Annotated in this window: 21 protein-coding genes; 10 read left to right on the top strand and 11 right to left on the bottom strand. The window is 69.6% G+C overall.

The features are described from left to right. Positions 1–65: 65 nt before the first annotated feature. Both JNB61_RS02295 and JNB61_RS02290 read left to right on the top strand, forming a co-directional pair. Positions 66–971, top strand: a complete 906-nt coding sequence (locus tag JNB61_RS02295; RefSeq protein WP_220338635.1) for a sulfurtransferase — start codon at positions 66–68, stop codon at positions 969–971. A 34-nt stretch (positions 972–1,005) separates the two neighbouring features. Further along, a complete protein-coding gene (locus JNB61_RS02290) occupies positions 1,006–1,446 on the top strand; it encodes a SufE family protein (RefSeq protein WP_159844175.1) in 441 nt (146 codons plus the stop codon). Between the two features lie 16 nt (positions 1,447–1,462). On the opposite strand, the gene JNB61_RS02285 is transcribed toward JNB61_RS02290, so the two are convergent. Then, positions 1,463–2,716, bottom strand: coding sequence for an alpha/beta hydrolase family protein (locus JNB61_RS02285; protein WP_220338634.1), 1,254 nt, complete (start codon positions 2,714–2,716; stop codon positions 1,463–1,465). 25 nt (positions 2,717–2,741) lie between these two features. Between JNB61_RS02285 and JNB61_RS02280 the strand changes: the two genes are divergently transcribed. From JNB61_RS02280 to JNB61_RS02265, 4 genes are all read left to right on the top strand, one after another. Next, on the top strand, positions 2,742–3,332 hold the full coding sequence (locus tag JNB61_RS02280) for a DUF3000 domain-containing protein (protein ID WP_220338633.1): 591 nt from the start codon (positions 2,742–2,744) through the stop codon (positions 3,330–3,332). Beyond that, entirely contained in the window at positions 3,325–4,524 is a 1,200-nt protein-coding gene (locus tag JNB61_RS02275) for a ribonuclease D (RefSeq protein ID WP_159844169.1), read from the top strand. The genes JNB61_RS02280 and JNB61_RS02275 overlap by 8 nt, the downstream gene beginning before the upstream one ends. A gap of 72 nt (positions 4,525–4,596) precedes the next feature. Then, on the top strand, positions 4,597–5,802 hold the full coding sequence (locus JNB61_RS02270; RefSeq protein ID WP_220287767.1) for a thiolase family protein: 1,206 nt from the start codon (positions 4,597–4,599) through the stop codon (positions 5,800–5,802). Positions 5,803–5,810: 8 nt separating this feature from the next. Further along, positions 5,811–7,967, top strand: a complete 2,157-nt coding sequence (locus JNB61_RS02265; RefSeq protein ID WP_220287983.1) for a 3-hydroxyacyl-CoA dehydrogenase NAD-binding domain-containing protein — start codon at positions 5,811–5,813, stop codon at positions 7,965–7,967. Between the two features lie 87 nt (positions 7,968–8,054). On the opposite strand, the gene dxs is transcribed toward JNB61_RS02265, so the two are convergent. The 5 genes from dxs to dut form a co-directional block, all read right to left on the bottom strand. Beyond that, entirely contained in the window at positions 8,055–10,013 is a 1,959-nt protein-coding gene (gene dxs / locus JNB61_RS02260; protein WP_220287765.1) for a 1-deoxy-D-xylulose-5-phosphate synthase, read from the bottom strand. Between the two features lie 97 nt (positions 10,014–10,110). Beyond that, on the bottom strand, positions 10,111–12,945 hold the full coding sequence (locus tag JNB61_RS02255; RefSeq protein WP_308291185.1) for an aconitate hydratase: 2,835 nt from the start codon (positions 12,943–12,945) through the stop codon (positions 10,111–10,113). Between the two features lie 133 nt (positions 12,946–13,078). Beyond that, positions 13,079–13,870, bottom strand: a complete 792-nt coding sequence (locus JNB61_RS02250; protein WP_220287762.1) for a DUF3159 domain-containing protein — start codon at positions 13,868–13,870, stop codon at positions 13,079–13,081. Beyond that, a complete protein-coding gene (locus JNB61_RS02245; protein WP_159844159.1) occupies positions 13,867–14,466 on the bottom strand; it encodes a DUF3710 domain-containing protein in 600 nt (199 codons plus the stop codon). Before JNB61_RS02245 ends, JNB61_RS02250 begins: the two co-directional genes overlap by 4 nt. After that, the gene (dut, locus tag JNB61_RS02240) at positions 14,463–14,915 is read right to left on the bottom strand and encodes a dUTP diphosphatase (RefSeq protein WP_220338631.1); all 453 of its coding nucleotides are present in this window, start codon (positions 14,913–14,915) and stop codon (positions 14,463–14,465) included. The genes JNB61_RS02245 and dut overlap by 4 nt, the downstream gene beginning before the upstream one ends. 12 nt (positions 14,916–14,927) lie before the next feature. Here dut and JNB61_RS02235 point away from each other — a divergent pair, with 12 nt between their 5' ends. Next, on the top strand, positions 14,928–15,431 hold the full coding sequence (locus tag JNB61_RS02235) for a DUF3093 domain-containing protein (protein WP_220338630.1): 504 nt from the start codon (positions 14,928–14,930) through the stop codon (positions 15,429–15,431). Here the strand turns inward: JNB61_RS02235 and JNB61_RS02230 are convergent. Continuing rightward, positions 15,406–15,699: a DUF4193 domain-containing protein gene (locus JNB61_RS02230; protein WP_045302586.1), complete on the bottom strand. Its 294-nt coding sequence runs from the start codon at positions 15,697–15,699 to the stop codon at positions 15,406–15,408. The genes JNB61_RS02235 and JNB61_RS02230 overlap by 26 nt on opposite strands. 263 nt (positions 15,700–15,962) lie before the next feature. Here JNB61_RS02230 and sepH point away from each other — a divergent pair, with 263 nt between their 5' ends. Continuing rightward, on the top strand, positions 15,963–17,006 hold the full coding sequence (gene sepH / locus JNB61_RS02225) for a septation protein SepH (protein WP_220338629.1): 1,044 nt from the start codon (positions 15,963–15,965) through the stop codon (positions 17,004–17,006). A 4-nt stretch (positions 17,007–17,010) separates the two neighbouring features. Here sepH and JNB61_RS02220 read toward each other — a convergent pair whose 3' ends face one another. Further along, positions 17,011–18,132 (bottom strand): alkaline phosphatase family protein, encoded by a 1,122-nt coding sequence (locus tag JNB61_RS02220; RefSeq protein ID WP_220338628.1) that lies wholly within the window; start codon positions 18,130–18,132, stop codon positions 17,011–17,013. A gap of 66 nt (positions 18,133–18,198) precedes the next feature. On the opposite strand from JNB61_RS02220, the gene JNB61_RS02215 reads away from it, so the two are divergent. Further along, positions 18,199–20,658, top strand: coding sequence for a DNA gyrase/topoisomerase IV subunit A (locus tag JNB61_RS02215; RefSeq protein ID WP_220287751.1), 2,460 nt, complete (start codon positions 18,199–18,201; stop codon positions 20,656–20,658). A gap of 51 nt (positions 20,659–20,709) precedes the next feature. Here the strand turns inward: JNB61_RS02215 and JNB61_RS02210 are convergent, their stop codons facing one another. Continuing rightward, complete coding sequence (locus JNB61_RS02210; RefSeq protein WP_374226597.1) at positions 20,710–22,791, bottom strand: DNA gyrase/topoisomerase IV subunit B; 2,082 nt, start codon at positions 22,789–22,791, stop codon at positions 20,710–20,712. 168 nt (positions 22,792–22,959) lie between these two features. On the opposite strand from JNB61_RS02210, the gene JNB61_RS02205 reads away from it, so the two are divergent. Next, positions 22,960–23,178: a DUF7455 domain-containing protein gene (locus JNB61_RS02205; RefSeq protein ID WP_159844151.1), complete on the top strand. Its 219-nt coding sequence runs from the start codon at positions 22,960–22,962 to the stop codon at positions 23,176–23,178. A gap of 34 nt (positions 23,179–23,212) precedes the next feature. Here the strand turns inward: JNB61_RS02205 and JNB61_RS02200 are convergent, their stop codons facing one another. Together JNB61_RS02200 and JNB61_RS02195 are read right to left on the bottom strand one after the other, a co-directional pair. Continuing rightward, positions 23,213–24,262, bottom strand: a complete 1,050-nt coding sequence (locus JNB61_RS02200; RefSeq protein WP_220338627.1) for an alanine racemase — start codon at positions 24,260–24,262, stop codon at positions 23,213–23,215. Next, the gene (locus JNB61_RS02195) at positions 24,259–24,990 is read right to left on the bottom strand and encodes an alanine racemase C-terminal domain-containing protein (RefSeq protein WP_220287745.1); all 732 of its coding nucleotides are present in this window, start codon (positions 24,988–24,990) and stop codon (positions 24,259–24,261) included. The genes JNB61_RS02200 and JNB61_RS02195 overlap by 4 nt, the downstream gene beginning before the upstream one ends. Positions 24,991–25,015: the final 25 nt, after the last annotated feature.

The following is a 25,015-nucleotide window of genomic DNA, read 5'->3' as shown; positions in this document are numbered from 1 at the left end:
CGCGCCCGCCCTCGCTTGACGGCGGATGACAGCCGCCGAACTCGCACCCGAATCCAGGAGATGCCATGACCGTCGAGACCGACACGTCGTCCGAGAAGTTCGCCGAGTACTCCGAGCCGGGGCGGCTCGTGACGGGCGACTGGCTCGAGGCGCACCTGGGCGAGCCGGGCCTGGTCGTGGTCGAGTCCGACGAGGATGTGCTCCTGTACGAGACAGGCCACATCCCCGGCGCGGTGAAGGTCGACTGGCACACCGAGCTCAACGATCCCGTCGTGCGCGACTACGTCGACGGCGAGGGATTCGCCGAGCTTCTGAGCCGCAAGGGAATCTCCCGCGACGACACCGTGGTGATCTACGGCGACAAGAACAACTGGTGGGCCGCGTACGCGCTGTGGGTGTTCTCGCTGTTCGGGCACGAGGATGTCCGCCTCCTCGACGGCGGGCGAGACAAGTGGATCGCGGAAGGACGACCGATCACGACGGATGCCTCGACCCCGGCGCCGACCGAGTACCCGGTGGTCGAGCGCGACGACTCCGTGCTGCGCGCCTACAAGGATGACGTGCTGGCGCACCTCGGCAAGGGGCCTCTCATCGACGTGCGTTCCCCCGAGGAGTACGACGGATCCCGAACATCCGCGCCGGCGTACCCGGAAGAGGGCGCGCTGCGCGGCGGGCACATCCCGTCCGCACAGAGCGTGCCGTGGGCGCGCGCCGTCGCCGAGGACGGCGGCTTCAAGCCCCGCGCCGAGCTGGACGCGATCTACAGAGGCGAGGTCGGGCTCGAAGACGGCGACGCGATCGTCGCCTACTGCCGCATCGGCGAGCGGTCGAGCCACACGTGGTTCGTGCTGAAGCACCTCCTGGGCTTCGAGGACGTCCGCAACTACGACGGGTCGTGGACCGAGTGGGGCAGCGCCGTGCGCGTGCCCATCGTGGCGGGTGCGGAGCCCGGAGAAGCCCCGGCACGCTGAGCCGCAGCATCCGTGTCATGGGAAGATGGCGGAGATGACCGAAGCCGTCCTGCCCGACCGTCTCGCCGAGATCCGCGACGAGTTCCTCGAGCTGCCGGAACCCGATCGGCTGCAGCTGCTGCTGGAGTACTCCTACGAGCTTCCGGCGATGCCCCCGGAGTATGAGGGGCACCCCGAGCTGTACGAGCGCGTGGTCGAATGCCAGTCGCCCGTCTTCATCGTCGTCGACGTCGATGCTGACGGAGCCGTCGCGATGCACGCGACGGCTCCTCCCGAAGCGCCGACGACCCGGGGGTTCGCGAGCATCCTGGCGCAGGGCCTCACCGGCCTCTCGGCGGCCGAGGTGCTGGCGGTGCCGGGCGACTTCCCGCAGACCCTGGGCCTCACGCGAGTGGTGTCGCCACTGCGCATCTCCGGAATGACCGGAATGCTCCTGCGTGCCCAGCGTCAGGTGCGCGCCAAGTCGGCGCTCTGACGCCGGACAGGTCGGGTCAGTCCGCGACGATCCCGTGGGCGGCGAGCCACGTGCCGATGCTGGCGGTCCAGCGCTCCTGGTCGTAGTTCCAGAGCTTGGTGTGCCGAGCGACCTCGAACACCTGCATCTCGACGAGATCCGGACGGGCGGCGACGAGGTCGTGGGACGCGTCCGACGGCACGAATCCGTCGTCGTCGCTGTGGAGGATGAGGATCGGATGCCGCAGCTCCGCGGCCCGCGCGACGACATCGAGCCGATCGAGGCGGATGGCGGCGCCGGTGCGGGTGAGCGGCGACGCCCATTCGGCCTGGAGCGCCTCGATCGCGAGGCGGCTGACGGGGCCCGGGACGCGCTCCACCCGCGCCTGGAAGTCGAGCACGATCCGCCAGTCGACGACCGGCGACTCCAGGATGAGACCTGCGATGACATCGCCGTGCGCAGAGTTGAGCGCGAGCTGCAGGGCGATCGCGCCACCCATGGACCAGCCCATGACGATGATCCGGCGTGCGCCGCGTCGCCGCGCGAATCCGACCGCCGCGTCGACGTCGCGCCACTCAGTGGCCCCGAGCGCGTACGTGCCGTTCCGGCTGCGGGGCGCCTCGCCGTCGTTGCGGTACGACACGACGAGCGAGGTGATGCCGAGCGCATGGAAGACCGGCACCGCCCGCAGGCACTCGGCCCGTGTGGTGCCGCGCCCGTGCACCTGGATGACCCAGGTGTCTCCATCGCCTGCCGGGAACTGCCACGCCGGGCACGGGCCCACCGTGGAGCCGATGAGCTCCGGGGTGAACGGCAGATGCAGCTGCTCGGGGTGGTCGTAGTACCAGCCGCTGAACGCCGCCTCGGGGGCGAGGCGGGCGTCGGCGGAGATATGGGTCAGGAGCTTGCGTTTGACGCTCGAGGCGTCCTCGGAGAGCACGGAGCCGAGCTTGATGTAGTCGGAGGTGCCCGAGGTGAACAGCCCGTAGCGTCCGGGGAGCTCCGTGTCGGCCGTGCGGGACAGGGTGATCGTCTGGGCGGCCGTGTCGAGCGCGAGGATGCGGGTGTCGGCCTGCCGGCGCGCGGGAGTGACGACTTTCCGGGCCATCACCACGGAGCCCGCCGCGAGAGCGCCGAGCACACCGGCCAGCGCCACGCTCAGCACCGTGAGCGCGGCCTTCACACCGGCGACGAGGGCGGGCGTCCTGCGCCTGCGGCGAGGAGTGGGAGCCTTCGGCCCTCCCGGGTAACTGCGTGCGCCGTCCCATGCGGCGCGCCTGGAGGCGACCATCGAGGCATCAGCCTAGTCTGTCCGCGTGACTGAGCAGCGTCCCCCGGCGGCACCGGGCTCTTTCGAGCAGGCCGCCGACGAGGTGCGCGCGATCTCCTTCCGCGACGACCTCACGGTCCGCGAGATCGCCGCGCCACAGGGTCTCGCACCGAACGCGTTCGCGATCGCGGGCGACGTGCGTCCCGGGCCCGCCGCGACGGACTCGCCGTACGGTACGGGGCGGCTGGTCCTCCTGCACGATCCGGAGGAGCCGGCGCCGTGGAACGGCCCCTGGCGGATCGTGTGCTTCGCGCAGGCTCCGCTCGAACCCGAGATCGGTGTGGATCCGCTGCTCGCGGACGTCGCGTGGACCTGGCTCACCGATGCGCTCGACTCACGCCGTGCCGCCTATCACTCGGCATCCGGAACAGCGACGAAGACGCTTTCCAAGGGGTTCGGTGCGCTGGCCGCAGAGGGCGACGGTGCGCAGATAGAACTGCGCGCGTCCTGGACCCCGGAGGGCAGGATCGCTCCGCACGTGGAAGCATGGGCGGAGTTGGTATGCATGCTGGCTGGGCTCCCGCCCGGCTCGGAAGGGATCGCGATGCTCGGTTCGCACAGGTCGCCACGTGGCTGAATACGACGTGATCGACGAGGTCGCGCGCGTCGGAGAGGCCGCACGGCGTCTGGCAGACGGCGAGGGTCCCGTCGCCGTCGACGTCGAGCGCGCCTCGGGGTTCCGCTACTCGCAGCGCGCGTACCTGGTGCAGGTGTACCGGCGTGGCGCGGGCGTGTTCCTCTTCGATCCTCCGCCGATCGGCGACTTCAGGTCCCTCGAGGACGCGATCGGCGCCGAGGAGTGGGTGCTGCACGCCGCGAGCCAGGACCTGCCGTCGTTGCGCGAGATCGGGCTCGAGCCGGCCTCCATCTTCGACACCGAGCTCGCCGCGCGCCTCCTCGGTCATGAGCGAGTGGGTCTCGGAGCCGTCGTCGAGGACACACTGGGCATCACGCTCGCCAAGGCCCACTCCGCGTCGGATTGGTCCATCCGTCCTCTCCCCCAGTCCTGGCTCGAGTACGCGGCACTCGACGTCGAGCACCTCGTCGACGTGCGCGACAAGCTTGTCGCAGAGCTGGCGGAGCAAGGGAAGACCGAGTTCGCCGCCGAGGAATTCCGCGCCGTGCTCGAACGCGAGCCCAAGCCTCCCCGGGAGGAGCCCTGGCGACGCCTGTCGGGTCTGCACACCGTGCGTGGCCGCAAAGCCCTGGCTGTCGCCCGGGAACTGTGGACCGCCCGCGAGGAGTACGCGCGCGAGGAGGACGTCGCCCCGGGGCGCCTCGTCCCCGACCGCGCTCTGGTCGCCGCGGTCCTGGCCGACCCCAAGTCGAAGAGCGCCCTCGCGGCGGTCAAGGAGTTCACCGGTCGCGCGAGCCGGTCGCAGCTCGACCGGTGGTGGGCGGCGATCGAGGCCGGACGCGCCGTCACGCAGCTGCCTCTGGAGCGTGCGACCGGCGGCGACACGCTGCCGCCGCCGCGCGCGTGGGCCGATCGGAACCCGGAGGCGGACGCCCGTCTCAAGGCCGCGCGCCCTGTCGTGGAGCAGCGCGCCGAAGAGCTCCACATGCCGACCGAGAACCTGCTCACGCCCGAGCTGCTGCGCCGCGTCGCCTGGTCTCCCCCGGAGCCCGTGACCGCGGCATCCGTCGGCGAAGCGCTGTCGGCGTTGGGCGCGCGTCCCTGGCAGGTTGCGCAGACCTCACAGGTGATCGCCGATGCCTTTGTGGGATCCGTGCAAGATGCGTCGGAGGCGTCGGAAACGGCTTCGTAGGTTTCCCCCACTCGATTCCGACCGCTCCAGACGCCCTCCTAGGCTGGCGACATCCCTACTTTTGGAGGCAGAGTGGCCGAGATTTCGGACGTCTTCTTCGTCGATGGAATGCGCACCCCGTTCGGGCGCGCCGGCGAGAAAGGCATGTACTGGAACACCCGCGCGGACGACCTCGCCGTCAAGGCGACGATCGGACTGATGGAGCGCAATCCCGGCGTTCCCAAGGACCGCATCGACGACGTCGCCATCGCCGCGACCAGCCAGACCGGCGACCAGGGACTGACCCTCGGCCGCAGCGTCGCGATCCTCGCAGGGCTTCCCCAGACGGTTCCGGGGTTCGCGATCGACCGCATGTGCGCGGGCGCGATGACGAGCGTCACCACCATGGCCGCCTCCATCGGCGTCGGCATGTACGACGTGGCCCTCGCGGGCGGCGTCGAGCACATGGGCCACCACCCGATCGGCGGCAACGCCGACCCCAACCCGCGCTTCGTCGCGGAGAAGATGGTCGACCCCGGTGCCCTGAACATGGGCGTGACCGCGGAGCGCATCTTCGACCGGTTCCCGCACCTGACCAAGGAGCGTTCCGATCGCTACGGGATGCTCAGCCAGCACAAGGTGCAGGCGGCGTACGACGCGGGCAAGATCCAGTCCGACCTGGTGCCGGTGGCGATCAAGGACGCCGACGGCTCGTGGGGACTCGCCACCGAGGACGAGGGCCGCCGCCCGCAGACCACGATGGAGGACCTCGCGAACCTCAAGACGCCGTTCCGTCCGCACGGCCGGGTGACGGCCGGCACCTCGTCGCCGCTCACCGACGGCGCGACGATGTCACTGCTCGCCGGCGGCGGTGCGGTGAAGGAGCTCGGCCTCACGCCCAAGATGAAGCTCGTCTCGTTCGCCTTCGCGGGCGTGCAGCCCGAGATCATGGGCATCGGCCCCATCCCGTCGACCGAGAAGGCGCTGAAGAAGGCCGGCCTGAAGATCGACGACATCGGGCTGTTCGAGCTCAACGAGGCGTTCGCGATCCAGGTCATCTCGCTGCTCGACCACTTCGGGATCGCCGACGACGACCCGCGGGTGAACCCGTGGGGAGGAGCGATCGCCTTCGGCCACCCGCTCGCCGCCTCCGGCGTCCGCCTGATGATCCAGCTGGCGGCGCACTTCGCCGAGCGCCCCGACGTCCGCTACGGCCTCACCGCCATGTGCGTGGGCCTCGGCCAGGGCGGCTCGGTCATCTGGGAGAACCCCTACTTCGACGGAAAGAAGCGGAAGTGACCGACACGATGACCACTGCTCGCGGACAGTACGACGACATCGACTTCTCCCCGCTCCGTGCCGCGCTGGACGACGAGGTGATCACGCACTCCCGGGTGCGCGACATCCGTCTCCCCTCCGGCAAGGTGATGGCCCTCATCACGCTCGACAACGGTCGCGACCACACCCGCCCGAACACGCTGGGCCCCGCCACGATGCTGCAGCTCGGCGAGACGCTCGACGCGCTGAAGGCACGGGCGGCCGCGGGTGAGATCCACGCTGTCGGGATCACCGGCAAGCAGTACATTCTCGCGGCCGGTGCCGACCTCTCCGACATCGGCAAGCTCGGCTCCAAGGAGAATGCGCGACTGATCGCGCAGCTCGGCCACAAGGTGTTCGGTCAGCTCTCCGAACTCGGCGTGCCGTCGTTCGCCTTCGTGAACGGCCTCGCTCTCGGCGGCGGCCTCGAGATCGCGCTCAACTCGACGTATCGGACGGTGGATGCCTCGGCCGCCGCCATCGCGCTGCCCGAGGTGTTCCTCGGCATCATCCCGGGATGGGGCGGGGCGTACCTGCTTCCGAACCTCATCGGTATCGAGAACGCGCTCGAGGTCGTCATCTCGAACCCGCTGAAGCAGAACCGCATGCTCAAGCCGCAGCAGGCGTTCGACTACGGGATCGTGGACGCGATCTTCCCCGCCGCGAACTACCTCGAGGACTCCCTCGCCTGGGCCGACGCCGTGCTCGCCGGGAGGATCAAGGTCCAGCGCAAGAACGAGCCCGGAAAGATCGAGCGACTGACCAAATGGCCGATCGCCATCAAGATGGCTCGCGGCATGCTCGAGTCCAAGATCGGGACGGTCCCCAAGTCGCCGTACGCGGCACTCGAGCTGCTCGACAAGGCGAAGAGCGGCACGAAGGCCGAGGGTTTCGCCCGCGAGGACGAGGCCCTCGCCGAACTGGCGACGGGCGACCAGTTCGCGGCATCCATGTACGCCTTCGATCTGGTGCAGAAGCGGGCCAAGCGTCCGGTCGGCGCTCCCGACAAGGAGCTCGCGAAGAAGGTGACGAAGGTCGGCATCATCGGCGCCGGCCTGATGGCGAGCCAGTTCGCCCTCCTCTTCGTGCGCAAGCTCCAGGTGCCGGTGCTCATCACCGACCTCGACCAGGCGCGGGTCGACAAGGGCGTGTCGTACATCCACGACGAGATCGGCAAGCTCGAGGCCAAGGGCCGTCTCGACGGCGACACCGCCAACAAGCTGCGCGCGCTCGTCACGGGCACGACCGACAAGAGCCTCTACGCCGACTGCGACTTCGTCATCGAGGCCGTCTTCGAAGAGGTGGGCGTCAAGCAGCAGGTGTTCGGCGAGATCGAGCAGATCATCGCCGAGGACGCGATCCTCGCGACCAACACCTCGTCGCTGTCGGTCCAGGAGATCGGCGCGAAGCTCGCCCACCCCGAGCGGCTGGTCGGCTTCCACTTCTTCAATCCGGTCGCGGTCATGCCGCTCATCGAGATTGTGAAGACGCCGGAGACTTCGGGGGCCGCGCTCTCGACGGCGTTCGTCGTCGCGAAGAACCTCGGCAAGAATGCGGTCCTCACCGCCGACGCGCCGGGCTTCGTGGTCAACCGCCTGCTCGCGAAGGTGATGGGTGAGGCCGCCCGCGCCGTGTACGAGGGCACGCCCGTCGCCGACGTCGAGAAGGCGTTCGCGCCTCTCGGGCTGCCGATGGGGCCGTTCCAGCTCATCGACCTGGTCGGCTGGAAGGTCGCCGCGCACGTGCAGGACACGATGGTGCGCGCCTTCCCCGAGCGGTTCTATGCGAACGAGAACTTCCACGCGCTCGCGGAGCTTCCCGAGGTCGTCGAGAAGGACAAGGGCGGCCGCGTGACCGGCTGGACCAAGGCGGCCGAGAGGGTCCTCAAGCCCGCGGTGGGCTCGTCGCCGGCCTCGCCCGACGAGATCCTGCGGCGTGTGCAGGACGGGCTCGCGCAGGAGATCAAGATCATGCTCGACGAGGGCGTGGTCCCGGAGGTGGAGGACATCGACCTCTGCCTCATCCTCGGCGCGGGCTGGCCGTTCATCGATGGTGGCGCATCGCCCTACCTCGACCGCGAGGGAGCGTCCGAGCGCGTCTTCGGCGACACCTTCCACCACCCGGTGATCAAGGGCATCGCCGGCTGACGCGCGAGCACCGAAAGGGCGCATCCTCTGCGGAGGATGCGCCCTTTCGTGGCGGCTGGGCCGGCGCGTCGGTCGCGCGCCTCGGCGCTACGCCTGGCGGCGCTCCTCGCGCGACAGGGTCGGGATGACCGGGATCTCCCGGGTCTCCGCGCCGCGGGCGACGGGGATGCGGGTGCCCAGCACCTGCGCGACGACATCCTGCGCGATCTTCGCCGGGGTGAGGCCGGCGTCCTCGAGGATCTGCTCGCGGCTCGCGTGATCGATGAACTCATCGGGCACACCCAGCTCGTCGACCGCGGTGTCGACGCCCGCCTCGCGCAGCACCTGGCGCACGCGGGTGCCGATGCCGCCGACACGGATGCCGTCCTCGATCGTGATGACCAGGCGATGGGATGCTGCGAGCTCGACGATCGACGGCTGCACGGGCACGACCCACCGCGGGTCGACGACGGTGGCGCCGATTCCCTGCGCACGCAGGCGCTCAGCGACATCGACCGCGATGTGCGACATCGGGCCGATGCCGACCAGCAGCACGTCCTGGGCGTCGGAGCGCACCAGCACGTCCACGCCGTCGTCGAGGCGCTCCAGCGCGGGGAGCTCGGGGCTCACGCCGCCCTTCGGGAAACGGATGACGGTGGGGGCGTCGTCGACGGCCACGGCCTCGCGCAGCTCCTCGCGCAGCCGAGTCTCATCGCGGGGCACGGCGATGCGGATGTGCGGCACGATCTGCAGCATCGCGAGGTCCCAGATTCCGTGGTGGCTCGGACCGTCGGGCCCTGTGACACCGGCGCGATCGAGTACGAACGTGACGCCTGCGCGGTGCAGCGCGACATCCATGAGCACCTGATCGAATGCGCGGTTCATGAACGTCGCGTAGATCGCAACCACCGGGTGCAGTCCGCCGAACGCCAGGCCGGCCGCGGAGGCGACGGCGTGCTGCTCGGCGATGCCCACGTCGTAGACGCGGTCGGGGAAGCGCTGCGCGAAGGGCAGGAGACCGGTGGGGCGCAGCATTGCCGCGGTCATCGCGATGACGTCGTCGCGCCGGTCGCCGACGTGCACGAGCTCGTCGGCGAAGACATCCGTCCAGGCGGTGCCGCCGGACGAGGCGAGGGACTCCCCGGTGATCGGATCGATCTTGCCCACGGCGTGGAACTGGTCGGCTTCGTCCTCGAGCGCGGGCGCATAGCCTCGGCCCTTCTCGGTGATCGCGTGGACGATGACGGGTGCGCCGTACTCCTTGGCGAGTTCCAGCGTCTCCATGAGGGTCGGCAGATCATGCCCGTCGACCGGACCGAGATACTTGATGTCGAGATTCGAGTACAGCGCGGCATTGTTCGTGAACCGCGACAGGAAGCCGTGCGTGCCGCCGCGCACGCCGCGGTACACAGCGCGGGCCGCGGGCCCGAGCTTGCGGAACAGCGTGTCGGAGCCGCGGTGCAGGTTGCGGTAGGAGTCGGCGGTGCGGACGCGATTGAGGTAGCGCGCCATGCCGCCGATCGTGGGCGCGTAGGAGCGGCCGTTGTCATTGACGACGATGACCAGGTTGCGGTCGTTGTCGTCGGAGATGTTGTTGAGCGCCTCCCACGTCATGCCGCCCGTGAGTGCGCCGTCGCCCACGACCGCCACGACATGGCGATCCTTGCGGCCGGTGCGTGTCAGCGCGCGCGAGACGCCGTCGGCCCAGCTCAGTGAGCTCGACGCGTGAGACGACTCGACCACGTCGTGCGGGCTCTCCGAGCGCTGCGGATAGCCGGCGAGGCCGCCGCGCGCGCGCAGGTCCGTGAAGTCCTGACGGCCGGTGAGCAGCTTGTGCACGTACGACTGGTGCCCGGTGTCGAAGATCATCGGGTCGTTCGGCGAGTCGAACACGCGGTGCAGCGCGATCGTCAGCTCGACGACGCCGAGATTGGGGCCCAGGTGGCCGCCCGTGCGTGCGACGTTCTCGACGAGGAAGCCGCGGATCTCGTCCGCGAGCTGCTCGAGCTGATCGATGCTCAAGTCGTCGAGGTCGCGGGGTCCGGTGATGGACGACAGCAACGACATCCCCGCTCCTTTCCGGCCCCGGAAGGGCCCTGCAAGTCTACCCGGGCATGACGGAGGGACCGGATGCCGTGGCATCCGGTCCCCCGTGAATCCCCTGTCAGACCAGGGAGCGCAGCACGTACTGCAGGATGCCGCCGTTGCGGTAGTAGTCGGCCTCACCAGGCGTGTCGATGCGGACGACTGCGTCGAACGCGACCGTCTGCTTGCCCTCGGGCGAGAACTCGCTCGGCTCGGCGGTCACGCGCACCGTCTTGGGGGTGACACCCTCGTTGAGCTGCTCGAGACCCGAGATCGAGACGATCTCGGTGCCGTCCAGGCCCAGCGACTTCCAGCTCTCGCCTGCGGGGAACTGCAGCGGGACGACGCCCATGCCGATGAGGTTGGAGCGGTGGATGCGCTCGAAGCTCTCGGTGATGACCGCCTTCACACCCAGCAGGCTCGTGCCCTTGGCCGCCCAGTCGCGCGAGGAGCCCGAGCCGTACTCCTTGCCGCCGAAGACGACGAGCGGCGTGCCCTGCGCCTGGTAGTTCTGGCTCGCGTCGTAGATGTACGACTGCGGGCCCCCCTCCCGGGTGAAGTCGCGCGTGAAGCCGCCCTCGATGATCTGGCCGTCGTTGACGGCGGCGACCAGCTCGTTCTTGAGACGGATGTTGGCGAACGTGCCGCGGATCATGACCTCGTGGTTGCCACGGCGCGAGCCGTAGGAGTTGAAGTCCTTCTGCGCGACGCCGTGCTCGGTGAGGTACTGGGCCGCGGGCGTGCCGGCCTTGATGTTGCCGGCGGGCGAGATGTGGTCGGTCGTGACCGAGTCGCCGAGGGTGGCCATCACGCGCGCGCCGGTGATGTCGGCCACCGGGGTGAGCTCCATCTTCATGCCGTCGAAGTACGGCGCCTTTCGCACGTAGGTCGAGTCCTGGTCCCACTCGAAGACCGGGCCGGTCGGCGTCGGCAGGTTCTTCCACCGCTCGTCGCCCTCGAACACCGTGGCGTACTGCGTGATGAACTGCTCACGCGAGATCGACGTGTCGATGATCTGCTGGACTTCTTCCGGCGAGGGCCAGATGTCCTTGAGGAACACGTCGTTGCCCTCGGTGTCCTTGCCGAGCGGGTCGGTCTCGAAGTCGAAGTTCATCGAGCCGGCCAGCGCGTACGCGACCACGAGGGGCGGCGAGGCGAGGTAGTTCATCTTCACGTCGGGGCTGATGCGGCCCTCGAAGTTGCGGTTGCCCGAGAGCACCGCGGTAACGGCGAGGTCGTTGTCGTTGATCGCGGCCGAGACCTCTTCGATGAGGGGTCCCGAGTTGCCGATGCAGATCGTGCAGCCGTAGCCGACCGTGAAGAAGTCGAGGCCCTCGAGCGCCTTGTCGAGGCCGGACTTCTCGTAGTAGTCGGTGACGACCTTCGAGCCGGGGCCGAGCGTCGTCTTGACCCACGGCTTGCGCTTGAGGCCCTTGTCGACCGCCTTCTTGGCGAGCAGGCCAGCGGCGATCATGACCGACGGGTTGGACGTGTTGGTGCAGGAGGTGATCGCCGCGAGCGTGACCGCGCCGTTGTCGAGGATGTAGGCCTCGCCGTCGGGCGTAGTGACCTTCACGGGCTTGGATGCCGTCGCCGGCGCTCCGCTGTTGATGTGCACCGGACGGGTGGTCGGCTCCTCCTCGCCGGGCACGATGCCGGGGTCGGAGGCGGGGAACGAGTGCTTGGACTCGAGGTCGACGATGTCGTCGCTCGTCGAGGCCGTCGCGTAGTTCACGATGTCCTTCTCGAACTGCGACTTCGCCTCGGACAGCAGGATGCGGTCCTGGGGGCGCTTCGGGCCGGCGATCGAGGGGACGACGGTGCCGAGATCGAGCTCCATGTACTCGCTGAAGACGAGTTCGCGCGCCGGGTCGTGCCACAGCGACTGCTCCTTCGCGTACGCCTCGACGAGCGCGACGGCGTCCTCGTCGCGTCCGGTGAGACGGAGGTAGTCGAGGGTCACGTCGTCGATCGGGAACATGGCGGCGGTCGAGCCGAACTCGGGGCTCATGTTGCCGATGGTGGCCCGGTTGGCGAGCGGCACGGAGGCGACGCCCTCGCCGTAGAACTCGACGAACTTGCCGACGACCCCGTGCTTGCGCAGCATGTCGGTGATCGTGAGCACGACGTCGGTCGCGGTGACGCCGGCCGGGATGGAGCCGGTGAGCTTGAAGCCGACGACACGCGGGATGAGCATCGACACGGGCTGGCCGAGCATCGCGGCCTCGGCCTCGATGCCGCCGACGCCCCAGCCGAGCACACCGAGGCCGTTGACCATCGTGGTGTGCGAGTCGGTGCCGACGCAGGTGTCGGGGTAGGCGCGCAGCACGCCGTTCACCTGGCGGTCGTAGATCACCTTGGCGAGGTGCTCGATGTTCACCTGGTGCACGATTCCGGTGCCCGGGGGCACGACCTTGAAGTCGTCGAACGCCGTCTGGCCCCAGCGCAGGAACTGGTACCGCTCGCCGTTGCGCTCGTACTCGATCTCGACGTTGCGCTCGAGGGCGTCCTCGCGGCCGAAGAGGTCGGCGATCACAGAGTGGTCGATGACCATCTCGGCCGGCGAGAGGGGGTTGATCCTGCTGGGATCGCCGCCCAGCGCGGTGACGGCCTCGCGCATCGTGGCGAGGTCGACGATGCACGGCACGCCGGTGAAGTCCTGCATCACGACGCGGGCCGGAGTGAACTGGATCTCGGTGTCGGGCTCCGCGTTCGGGTTCCACGAGCCGAGCGCCTGGATCTGCTCCTTGGTGACGTTCGCGCCGTCCTCGGTGCGCAGCAGGTTCTCCAGCAGCACCTTGAGGCTGAACGGGAGCTTCTCGTAGCCCGCGACCGTGTCGATGCGGAAGATCTCGTAGTCGGTGCTGCCGACCGTCAGGGTGCTCTTCGCACCGAAGCTGTCAACCGTGGACACGTCTGTCTCCTTCGTCGGCGGCGGGATCGTGCCGGAGTCCGGCATCCCCATCTTCCCCCGCACCGGAGCCCTCGGCTAGTCAGGCCGCCCTAACGGTTCGGAGGAAATTTATCTTGATGTCGAGATAAATGTATCACTTCGGCGTGCGCGGGTAGAGCGCGCGCACCGCGAGCCACGTGACCGCGACCATCGGCGCGAAAAGCGGCAGACCCATGATCAGCTTCACGGTCCCGAGCGCGGTGACGTCACCGGCGAAGTAGAGCGGGAGCTGCACGACGAGGCGCAGCGCGAACAGGCTCGCCCACGCGATCGACAGCCAGAAGAAGACGCGCCGTTTGCGCTTGTCGGCGCGCCACGCTGTGCCCTCGCCCATCAGGAAGCCGACGGCCAGCCCGATCAGCGGCCATCCGATGAGCGCCGAGACGAGGAACGCGGTGCCGTACAGCGTGTTGGTGAGGAAGCCCGGGATGAAGCTGTCCTCTCCCCTGCCTGTCCACAGGGACAGCCCCGCGGCGGCCGCGGCTGCGATCAGCCCGCCGATCGCGGCGCTGGCGGACTGCCTCTGGATGAGGCGCACGATGGTGAACACGGCGGCCAGCCCCACCGACAGCCCGAGGCTCAGGAGGAGATTGCCGGAGCGCACGTCCGGATCGGGGTCATAGGTCACCGTCCACGCGACGAGGAACACGACGCCCGGCAGGACGGATTCGAGGATGCCGCGCCAGCCGCCCATGGCGGCCCACACGACGTGGCCCGTGCTCTTTCCCTCAGCCGGGTCCAGCCCCGCGCGGCGGGCGGCGCCGCCCAGCGCGGCGCCGAGCATCTCGGATGCAGAGGGTGCCGCATCCGCCTCGTCCCTCTCGGCGGCGGGAGGGTTCGCGTCGGGTTCCGCGGCGGGGTCGCCGGGGCGCGAGGGGTCGCTCACGCCGAACCTGGCGTCGCCGGCATCTTCAGCGGGATGAGATCGCGGGGCGGCATGGGCGAGCCGCCGCGGACGACCACGATCGAGCGGAAGAGGTCCTCGACCGCCGCCGCGGCCTCGACGTCGGCCGTGGCGGCGCCGCCGATGACTCCGCGCAGGAACCACCGCGGGCCGTCGACGCCGACGAAACGCGCCAGGCGCTTGCCGGCCGTGCCGTCCGGGCCGGCGATGACGGGAACCTCTGCGAGCAGCTCCGGGCCCAGCGGTCCCTCGCGTTCCTCGACGCGGCCGCCCTGTTGCCGGATCTGCTGGCGGATCTGCTCGCGGGTCTCCTCCCACAGGCCCGCCGAGCGCGGCGCGGCGAACGGCTGCACCTGAAGCGTCGAGCCGGCGTAGTCGAGGCCCACAGCGACGATGCGCTTCGTCTGCTCCTCGACCTCGAGACGTAGGTTGAGACCCTCGCGCGGGAGGATCTTGATCCCCCCGAGGTCGATGTAGGGGCGGACCGGGTTGGCCTCGGACTCGTCGAACGGGCCGGTGGTAGCGCGGTCGTCGGGGGCGACCTTGCGCGGGCCGTCGACGGATGAGGAATCGGTCATGCGAGGACTCCGTCCTTCTGATAGCCCGTGGAGCCGAAGCCGCCCTCGCCGCGCACGCTGTCGGGCAGAGCTTCCACGGGGAGGAACACGGCGCGCGGGACCGGCATCACGATGAGCTGGGCGATGCGGTCGCCCACGGCGATGTCGTGCGCGTGGGTGCGATCGGTGTTGAGGAGGATCACCTTGATCTCGCCGCGGTAGCCGGCGTCGATGGTGCCCGGCGCATTCACGATCGTGATGCCGTGCTTCGCCGCCAGGCCGCTGCGCGGCACCACGAAGGCGACGTAGCCCTCGGGCAGCGCGATCCGCACGCCGGTGCCGACCAGAGCGCGCTCACCGGGTTCGAGCCGCACCGCCTCGGCGGCGACGAGGTCGGCTCCGGCATCCCCCGGGTGCGCGTACACCGGGACGTCGGGGGCGATAATGGGGACGTCCACCGTTTCAGTCACCCAACGAGGGTAATGCAGAACTCAACGCCTCACGCCGGTGCCCGGACCGACCACGCCGACGGCTATCGCGAGCGGCTCGGCCCTTCACTGTGGATCCTGGTCGCTGCAGGAATGGCGGCGCCGATGGCGGCGCTCGTCGTCACCCCGATCGACACCACGGTCGCACTCGTCGTCGGCGCCGGTGTGGGCATCCTGCTGATCGCACTGCTGGTCCTGTCGGCCCCCGTCGTCGAGGTCCGGGACGGCGAGCTCCGAGCGGGACGCGCGCACATCGGCGTGGAGTTCCTCGGCGCCGGTGAGGTCCATGTCGGCGACGACGCGCGCCATCAGCGGGGTGCGGGACTGGACCCGCGTTCGTGGCACCTCATCCGGGGCGGGATCGACGGAGTCGTCGTGTTCCCCGTGACGGATGCCGATGATCCGACGACCGCGTGGGTCATCTCCTCGCGGACGCCGGACCGGCTGGCCGCCGCTGTGCGGCGGGCTCAGATCACGCGGCGCACTCAGTACAGATAGGACCGTCGGCGGTCTCGTGATCGAGCTGCGAACGGTGCTTCACGAGGAAGCAGTTCGAACAGGTGAACTCGTCCTCCTGGGCGGGTAGAACGACGACGTCGAGCTCGAGGTCCGACAGGTCGGCACCAGGCAGCTCGAAGCCCGACGGGTTGTCGGCGTCCTCCACATCCACCGAGCCCGAGAGCTTGTCGGGAACGCGCTCCTTGAGCGCCTCGATCGACTCGCTGTCGTCCTCGGTCTTGCGGGGGGCGTCGTAATCGGTGGCCATGCGTGAAGATCTCAACTTCCGGGTATTCGCGGTTGCGCTCGCCCTTGCGGGCGGCGATAGTTTGCACGACCATTGCCCTTTTCGCAAATGCGATCGGGCGCCATCCCGGCCGTGCGTTCGCGTGAAACTCGCGGCACGCGCGGGATATTCCCGGCCCTCGTGATGCCCTATGACACGATGGGGCCCACAGGCGGGCTCTGAAGCGATGAAGTCCGCCCGACCAGCGCAGCCAAGAGCCGGCACGAGAAGCAGGGAGCGTCCGCATGGAACAGCTCAAGGTCATCGGAACCGAAGACGACAAGCTCATCCTGGCGACGGAGTCCGGCGAGCGATTCACGCTCGACGTCGACGACGTGCTGCGCGGCGAGCTGCGCAAGGCGCGCCGCGAGCGCGAGGCCGATGTGCAGACCCCGCGCCCCAGCCCCCGCGAGATCCAGGCTCACATCCGCTCAGGGCTTTCCGCGCGCGAGGTGGCCGAGCTCCTCGGCGCCCGCGTGGAGGACATCGTTCGGTTCGAAGGCCCCGTGCTCGCCGAGCGCGAGCACATCGTCGGCCAGGCACTGGCCGTTCCCGTGCTCCTCGGCGGCGACTTCGAGGGCGACGGGCAGACCACCTTCGGCTCCGCCGTGCGCGCCAAGCTCGCCGAGGCGGGCGCCATCGGCGAACGCTGGACCAGCTGGAAGGAGCCGACCGGCTGGACGGTCAAGCTGGAGTTCACGTCGAACGACATCGGCCATGACGCGCGCTGGGGGTTCGACCCGCGCCGCAGCACGCTGTCGCCGCTGAATGCCGACGCCATCCAGCTGTCCCGCCAGGGGTCGCTTCCCGAGGGGCTGATCCCGCGGCTGCGCGCCCTCGACGCGGTCGCCCCGAAAGACGACTCCCGCTTCGACAGCGGGGCGTTCGGGCCGCGCCGCCTCCCCGATGCCGACATCGAGTCGCCTGAGATCCCCGGTCCCGCCGCCCCCGCCGTCCAGGAGGCCGCCATCAAACGCGCCAGCGAGCCTGCCGTGGTGACCTCGGCCGAGACCGCCGACCTGCTCGAGGCGCTGCGTCGTCGTCGCGGCCAGCGGGAGCCGCTCCCGGGGGCGGAAGAGATCGCGTCGGCTCCCCGCTCGCCGGCACCGGTCGCCCTCTTCGACGCGCTGGAGCCGGGCTATGAGGAGTCGTCCTCCGACGAGGAGCCGCCGGCATCCGACTTTCCCGCGCCGACTCCGGCAGCGGTCGCCGAGGCGGGCCGTCGCAAGGGGCGGACGTCGATGCCGTCGTGGGACGAGATCGTGTTCGGCGCCCGCTCGGACGACTGAGCCCTCAGGCTCCGGCGAACGCACCCAGCCGGATGAGCGGGACGATCCGCTCTTCGTCGGTCAGCGAGCCGTGCTGCCCGATCATCTTCTGCGGCGCCTTGTCGGTGAGCCTGTCGTCGTAATAGGCGATGCCCGCGCGCGCGGCGACGATCACGTCGCCGATGCGCGCACGCACCTCCGGGTCGATCGCGCCCATCAGCCCTGACGCTTCGAGCTCGGCGCGTGAGAAGACCCACGAACGGGATGCCTCGGCCTGACGCCACCGCGCCAGCACCGCATCGGCCGCCCCCGGCTGCGCGTACAGATGGAGCATCCGGGGTTCGCCGCCGATCAGGCGGATCCCATCGAGCAGATCGTCGCCCTCCTCGAGCAGGAGATGGCGATGCCGCGGCACGTCGACCATGCCGTGGTCGGACGTGACCACCACGCCGGTGCCGCGGTCGAGGGATGCCGAGAGCGTGCGGGCCGCGGCATCCACCCGCTCCAGTCCGGCGACCCATTCGTCGGACTCCCAGCCGCGCTTGTGGCCGATCGCGTCGAGATCGGGCGCATACAGATAGACGAGGGAACCGGGATGCTGCGCCGCGAGGTCGGCGGCGAGCCTCACGCGCTCGTCCAGATCGTCGGCTCCATGGAACTCGGCGGAGCCCAGGGTGGCGGCGGTGAAACCGGTGCCCGCATACTCGTTGCGCGAGACCGCGAAGAACGGCCGGCCGAGGGTCGCGGGCAGCGTGGCGGAACGCTGGAACTCCAGGGGCAGGCCGTCGGTGTCCCACCCGCGGAGCAGATTGATCACGTCGTCGGTGCCCGGCACGCGGGCCCGATAGCCGACGATGCCGTGTTCGCCGGGGAGCGTGCCGGTGAGCAGGCTGGTGAGCGCGGCAGCGGTCGTCGACGGGAAGACCGTGCGCGCGACATCCTTCTTCGCGCGAGCCTCGGAGAGGAAGCGCGCGTGTCCGGCGCGAGCCGACAGGTTGGAGACGCCGAGGCCGTCGAGCACCCACACGATGGCGCTCCGTGCCGGCGCGAACCACTCGGAGCCGCCGTCCAGCGCCGCCGACATCTCGGTCACGACACGGGTGAGGCTCCGGGCGCGCGGCGGGTCCACGGGTAGGCTGAGGGTCATCGGGGCCAGTCTCGCATACGCGGCCGCGCCCCCCGCTCCCGCCGTCACCCGAGGCTTCATCGACACATGCCCGCTTCCCGCACCGATTCCTCCCCCGCCGATCACGGACGCATCGAGGATGTCGACGTCTCCTCGGAGATGCAGACATCGTTCCTCGAGTACGCGTACTCGGTCATCTACTCGCGTGCCCTGCCCGATGCACGCGACGGGCTCAAGCCGGTGCAGCGGCGCATCCTCTTCCAGATGGCCGACATGGGCCTGCGCCCCGACCGCGGCCACGTCAAGAGCGCCCGCGTCGTCGGCGAGGTGATGGGAAAGCTGCATCCCCACGGCGACGCCCCCATCTACGACGCGCTCGTGCGACTCGCCCAGCCCTTCTCGCTGCGGGTGCCGCTGGTGGACGGTCACGGAAACTTCGGCTCGCTCGACGACGGTCCCGCCGCACCCCGGTACACCGAGGCCCGGCTCGCCCCACCTGCGCTGGCGCTCACCGAGAACCTCGACGAGGACGTCGTCGACTTCATCCCCAACTACGACGGGCAGTTCCAGCAGCCGGAGGTGCTGCCTGCAGCGTTCCCGAACCTGCTCGTCAACGGCACCACCGGCATCGCGGTCGGCATGGCGACCAACATGGCGCCTCACAACCTCATCGAGGTCGTGGGCGCGGCCACGCACCTGCTCGAGAACCCCGAGGCGAGCGTCGACGAGCTGATGGAGTTCGTGCCAGGGCCCGATCTTCCCGGCGGCGGCATCATCGTCGGCCTGGACGGCATCAAGGACGCCTACACGAACGGCCGCGGCAGCTTCCGCACGCGTGCGAAGGTGTCGATCGAGTCCCTCGGTCCGCGCCGCACCGGCCTCGTCGTCACCGAACTCCCGTACCTCGTCGGCCCGGAGCGGGTGATCGAGAAGATCAAGGACGCCGTCAACGCGAAGAAGCTCCAGGGCATCGCCGACGTCACCGACCTCACCGACCGCCACCACGGACTCCGGCTGGTCATCGGCATCAAGACCGGCTTCGACCCGCAGGCGGTGCTCGAGCACCTCTACCGGCTGACGCCGCTCGAAGACTCGTTCAGCATCAACAACGTCGCATTGGTCGAGGGCCAGCCGCAGACGCTCGGTCTCCGCGAACTCCTCCGCGTGTACCTCGACCACCGCATCAGTGTGGTCACGCGTCGCAGCCGTTACCGTCTCGAGCGTCGCAAGGAACGCCTGCACCTCGTCGAGGGCCTCCTCATCGCGATCCTCGACATCGACGAGGTCATCCAGGTCATCCGCACGTCCGACGACAGCGAGCAGGCGCGCACCCGCCTGATGAGCGTTTTCGACCTGTCGGAGGCTCAGTCGGAGTACATCCTCGAGCTGCGACTTCGTCGCCTCACCAAGTTCTCGCGCATCGAGCTCGAGACCGAGCGCGACAACCTGAAGAAGGAGATCGCTCAGCTCGAGGAGCTGCTCGGCAGCGACGTGCTGCTGCGTGCGCAGGTGGCACACGAACTGGATGCTGCCGCCGAGGCCTTCGGAACCCCTCGCCGCACCCTGCTGCTCAACGGCGGCCCGGTCCAGCCCCGTTCGCGTGCGGCTGCGGCGGCCGCCGACCTGCAGATCGCAGACGCGCCGTGCCGCGTCTTCCTCTCGGCCACCGGCCGCATGGTGCGCGCCGAGCTCGTGGCCGACGCGCCTGGTGGGGGCATCGTCGCGCCGGCGCGACGCTCGAAGCACGACGCCATCCGCTCGGCGGTCGACGCCACCACGCGCGGCGACATCGGCGCCGTGACCAACCTCGGCAGACTGGTGCGCTTCTCCCCCGTCGACCTGCCCTCGGTTCCCGCCAACTCGGTCCAGCTCGCGGCCGGCACGCGTGGCGACCAGTACCTGGGTCTCAGTGGGGGCGAGCACATCGTCGCACTCGTGCCGCTCACCGACGCCCCGCCGATCGCGGTCGGCACCGCGCAGGGCATCGTCAAGCGCGTGGCCGCCAGCGAGATCGCGAACAAGCACGACATCGAGATCATCGCCCTCAAGGACGGCGACCGGGTCGTCGGAGCAGCGCCCGCCTCGGACGGCGCCGAACTGGTGTTCGTCGCCAGCGACGCGCAGCTGCTGCGCTTCGATGCGTCGTCGGTGCGCCCGCAGGGGCGTTCGGCGGGCGGCATGGCGGGCATCCGTCTCACCGACGGCGCACAGGTGATCGCATTCGACGTCGTCGGACCCTCGGAGTTCGACGCCGTCGTCGTGACGATCGCTGGATCCACGACCGCGCTCGCGGGCACCGACGCCGGCAGCGCCAAGGTGTCGCTGTTCAGCGAGTTCCCCGCAAAGGGCCGCGCGACCGGCGGGGTGCGTGCTCAGCGGTTCCTGAAGGGCGAAGACGCGCTCACCATCGCGTGGGTCGGCACCGATCCGCGTGCCGTCGGCTCGGACGGCGCGACCCGCGCGCTGCCGGAGTCGGGCGCGAAGCGCGACGCGTCGGGAACGCCCCTCGACGGCGTCATCGGCGCCGTAGGCACCGGCATCCGCTGACTCCTCCGATCGGTTCCCCTCGCTGTCGCGGCGAGGGGAACCGACCAGCGGTCACGCGTCGATGCGCTCGCGCACCAGTCGGTCGCTGGAGTCGATGATGAACTCCTTGCGGGGTGCCACATCGTTGCCCATCAGCAGTTCGAAGACGGATGCCGCGGCCTCGGCATCCTGCATGCGCACACGCCGGAGGGTGCGGCCATTGCGGTCCATCGTGGTGGTCGCCAGCTGGTCCGCGTCCATCTCGCCGAGGCCCTTGTAGCGCTGGACGGGTTCCTGCCAGCGCTTGCCGGCCTTGGTGAGCTTCGTGAGGAGTCCGTGCAGCTCGGCCTCGGAGTAGGTGTAGATCGTCTCGTTGGGCTTGGACCCGGGATTCATCACTACCACACGGTGCAGCGGTGGGACGGCGGCGTAGACGCGGCCCTCGTCGATGAGCGGTCGCATATAGCGGAAGAACAGCGTCAGCAGCAGCGTGCGGATATGCGCGCCGTCCACGTCGGCGTCGCTCATCAGGATGATCTTGCCGTAGCGGGCCGTGTCGAGATCGAACGAGCGGCCGGAGCCGGCGCCGATCACCTGGATGATCGCCGCGCACTCGGCGTTGGACAGCATGTCGCTGATCGACGCCTTCTGGACGTTGAGGATCTTGCCGCGGATCGGCAGCAGCGCCTGGAACTCGCTGTTGCGGGCGAGCTTGGCGGTTCCGAGTGCCGAGTCGCCCTCGACGATGAACAGCTCCGATTCTGCGACGTCGTTCGATCGGCAGTCTGCGAGCTTCGCCGGCAGCGACGAGGACTCGAGTGCGTTCTTGCGTCGCTGCGTCTCTTTGTGCGTGCGCGCGGAGATGCGCGCCTTCATCTCGGAGACGACCTTGTCGAGCAGCAGCGAGGTCTGCGCCTTGTCGTCGCGCTTGGCCGAGGTGAACCGCGCGGTGAGCTCGCGGGAGACGACGTTCGACACGATCTGGCGCACGGCCGGCGTGCCGAGCACTTCCTTCGTCTGACCTTCGAACTGCGGTTCGGGCAGGCGCACGGTGAGCACCGCCGTGAGGCCGGCGAGGATGTCGTCCTTCTCGAGTTTGTCGCCTCCGACCTTGAGCCGGCGGGCGTTCTGCGCGACCTGGTCGCGCAGAACCTTCATGAGGCCCTGCTCGAATCCCTGCTGATGCGTCCCGCCCTTGGGCGTCGCGATGATGTTGACGAACGACCGCGACACGGTCTCGTACCCTGTGCCCCACCTGACCGCGATGTCGACGTGGCACTCGCGCTCGACCTCGGTCGGCACCATGGCCCCCGAAGGCTGCAGCACCGGGACGGTCTCGGTGAACTTCCCCTCGCCGCTCAGCCGCCAGGTGTCGGTGACACCGGAGTCCGGAGCGAGGAAGTCGGCGAACTCCGAGATGCCGCCGTCGAAGCGGTAGCTCGTCTCGACGGGCTCGCCCGACTCGGTGCCGGGTCGCTCGTCGCGGATGACGATCTCGAGGCCGGGGACCAGGAACGCGGTCTGGCGGGCGCGCTGCTCGAGTTCCTGCAGGTTGAACGCGGCGTCCTTCGTGAAGATCTGCCGGTCGGCCCAGTAGCGGATGCGGGTGCCGGTGACGCCCTTGGCGGCACGACCCGCGACGCGCAGTTCGCTGCGGTCTTCGAACGGCGTGAAGGCGGAGTCGGGACTGCCGTTGGAGAAGACGCCGGGCTCTCCCCGGTGGAACGACATCGCCCAGGTCTTGCCGCCGCGGTCGACCTCGACGTCGAGGCGCTCCGAGAGCGCGTTGACGACGGATGCCCCGACGCCGTGCAGACCGCCCGACGCGGCGTAGGAGCCGCCGCCGAACTTGCCGCCGGCGTGGAGCTTGGTGAAGACGACCTCGACGCCGGACAGACCTGTGCGCGGTTCGATGTCGACGGGGATGCCCCGTGCGCGGTCGCGCACCTCCACGCTGCCGTCGGCGTGGAGGATGATGTCGATGCGCGAGCCGTGGCCGGCGAGGGCCTCGTCGACGGAGTTGTCGATGATCTCCCACAGGCAGTGCATGAGGCCGCGCGAGTCGGTCGAGCCGATGTACATGCCGGGGCGCTTGCGGACCGCTTCGAGCCCTTCGAGCACCTGGAGATGATGGGCGGAGTACTCGGCGGTCACAATCTCCCATCGTAATCGGGGCGCCCGACCGCCCCGCGCAGACACGCTTCAGGGCCGGGCGGCGTACGCGCTCAGCGAAATGTCGCCTGTTCGCGGCATTCTCGAAACATCGGCGTGGTTGTATTTCATGACCGCAAGAGAGTTCTACCTGTACGAGGAGGCACCGAGATGAACACGATATCGACACCGACCGAGACCGGCGCCGTCCTCGAGTACCGCCTCACGGCCATGGATCGCTGCGATTCCTGTGGCGCACAGGCGTACATCGCCGCCGAGGTCAACGGCAGCGAACTCCTCTTCTGCGCCCACCACGGTCGCAAGTACGAAGAGAAGCTTCGCGCCATCGCGACCTCCTGGCACGACGAGACCGCTCGCCTCGCCGAGTAGGCGTCCGTCCCCGGCAGACTCGCACCCGCCGCTTTCAGCGGCGGGTGTATCTGCGTTCCACGAGCGGTGACACGCGCAGTGCGATCTCCTCACCGATCGTGCCGATGAGCTCGGCGAGATCCGTCGCGCTCACTTCACCCGCAGCGCCCGGACCGTAGATCGCGACTGTGTCCCCGGCGCCGGCTCCCGGCCACGAGGCGACGAGAGAATCCGAGCGGCCGATGTCGATGAGCTGCCGGCTCCCGGCGGGGGTTCCTACCGACGAGCGGAGCCGAAGCGACGACGGAAGCCCGTGGAGCCATCCGAGGTCGACCCTGACGTACTGTCCCGCCACCTCGACGACGTCGGCGTGCAGCGTTCCGATCGGCCGCAGTCCGAGGTCGTCGGCGGAGGGACCTCCGGCGGAGCGGATGCCGTAGCAGAACGCGCCCACCCGGACCATGTCGTAGCGGAACTCCGGGCGCGCGAACGAGGCCGCGCTGGCGGCCAGATGGCGCGTCATCCGACGCAAGCCGACGGCCTCCGCCTCGGCGAGAGCCCACTCGTAGACGCCGCGAGCCTCGTCGTCTTCGGCATCTGACGCCTCCGCGATGTGGCTCCAGATGCCGACGACGTCGATGACGCCCTCCGAGTGGAGAGCAGCCGCGCGCGACACGAACCCGGGCCACTGCTCCGGGCGCACTCCGTTGCGATGCAGGCCGGTGTCGATCTTGAGATGCACGCGAACCCGGCTCCCGGCGTCCCGCGCGGCATCCGCGATCTCCTCCAGCAGGTCGGCATCGCCGACGCCCAGGTCGATGCGTGCGGCGACGGCCGCCTCGAGGTCGCCGCGCGAGGCGGCGATCCAGGCGAAGATGCGGGCGTCCTCGCCCACCGCCTCACGCACGGCGCACGCCGTGCGCACATCGAAGGCGCCGAACCAGACCACCCCCGCACCTGAGGCCGCCCGCACGACGGGCTCCAGCCCGTGACCGTAGGCGTCGTCCTTGACCACGAGCATCAGCTCGGCGGGCGACACCGTGGCACGCACGCGCGCGATGTTGGCCTCGAGCGCATCGAGGTCGACGTGCAGGCGTGCGGTCACAGTGCCTCCTCCCGGATGGCGCGTAGTCCGACCGTCGTGACGAGCTCCCCGGCCGTCAGTCCCGTCGCGCGCACCCATTCGGCGAGAGACGGTTCGCCCTGCGCCGGGTCGCCGAGGAACAAGGCCTCCTCGCCGCGCCGGACCGCGGCATCCGTGATCTCCACCACGCACACGTCCATCGCGACGCGACCGATGATGGGGTGCCGCCCCCGGGCGATCGCCACGTGGACCGCGCCGCCGAGCCCGCGCACGATCCCCTGCGCGTAGCCGCCCGTGACCAGCGCGACGCGGGTGTCGGTCGACGCTCGATACGCGTAGCCGTAGGACACGCCCTCGCCGGCCCGCAGGTCCTTCACCGAGAGGACGGTGCCCGTGAGCCGCAGGGCGGGCGCGGTGGCGTGCTCCGAATCGGGCAGCCCGAACAGCCAGGAGGGCTGGAGAGTCCTCGCTCGTCCGACCACCGCTCCGTGCTCGACGTCTCCGCGGCGCACCTCGGGAACGGTCTCCTCGGGGACGAACTCCTCGGCCGCGAGCACATCGCGGACGAGCTCCGCACCGTGGCCCCAGGCATCCGCTTGGAGGATCGACGGACCGTACGAACGGATGCCCCGTTCCCGCGCGGCACGGGCATTCGCCGTCAGCGCGGCCCGCGAGATCCGGGCGACGGGGGCGCTGCGGGGGTCCGATCCCGGCACGGGGTGGTCGTGCCCAGGGATAGCGGAACTCACGCCTCTAGACTATCGGGGTCCCCGA

The sequence above is a fragment of the Microbacterium ureisolvens genome (assembly GCF_019511645.1).
Taxonomy (GTDB): domain Bacteria; phylum Actinomycetota; class Actinomycetes; order Actinomycetales; family Microbacteriaceae; genus Microbacterium; species Microbacterium ureisolvens_A.
This window is presented reverse-complemented; position numbering and strand designations above follow the sequence as displayed.

Excerpts from the sequence above, each read along its gene's own strand:
- JNB61_RS02295 (WP_220338635.1), top strand. The coding sequence starts at position 66 with ATGACCGTCGAGACCGACACGTCGTCCGAGAAGTTCGCCGAGTACTCC.
- JNB61_RS02290 (WP_159844175.1), top strand. The coding sequence starts at position 1,006 with ATGACCGAAGCCGTCCTGCCCGACCGTCTCGCCGAGATCCGCGACGAG.
- JNB61_RS02285 (WP_220338634.1), bottom strand. The coding sequence starts at position 2,716 with ATGGTCGCCTCCAGGCGCGCCGCATGGGACGGCGCACGCAGTTACCCG.
- JNB61_RS02265 (WP_220287983.1), top strand. The coding sequence starts at position 5,811 with ATGACCACTGCTCGCGGACAGTACGACGACATCGACTTCTCCCCGCTC.
- dxs (WP_220287765.1), bottom strand. The coding sequence starts at position 10,013 with ATGTCGTTGCTGTCGTCCATCACCGGACCCCGCGACCTCGACGACTTG.
- JNB61_RS02245 (WP_159844159.1), bottom strand. The coding sequence starts at position 14,466 with ATGACCGATTCCTCATCCGTCGACGGCCCGCGCAAGGTCGCCCCCGAC.
- JNB61_RS02235 (WP_220338630.1), top strand. The coding sequence starts at position 14,928 with ATGCAGAACTCAACGCCTCACGCCGGTGCCCGGACCGACCACGCCGAC.
- JNB61_RS02230 (WP_045302586.1), bottom strand. The coding sequence starts at position 15,699 with ATGGCCACCGATTACGACGCCCCCCGCAAGACCGAGGACGACAGCGAG.
- sepH (WP_220338629.1), top strand. The coding sequence starts at position 15,963 with ATGGAACAGCTCAAGGTCATCGGAACCGAAGACGACAAGCTCATCCTG.
- JNB61_RS02220 (WP_220338628.1), bottom strand. The coding sequence starts at position 18,132 with ATGACCCTCAGCCTACCCGTGGACCCGCCGCGCGCCCGGAGCCTCACC.
- JNB61_RS02215 (WP_220287751.1), top strand. The coding sequence starts at position 18,199 with ATGCCCGCTTCCCGCACCGATTCCTCCCCCGCCGATCACGGACGCATC.
- JNB61_RS02205 (WP_159844151.1), top strand. The coding sequence starts at position 22,960 with ATGAACACGATATCGACACCGACCGAGACCGGCGCCGTCCTCGAGTAC.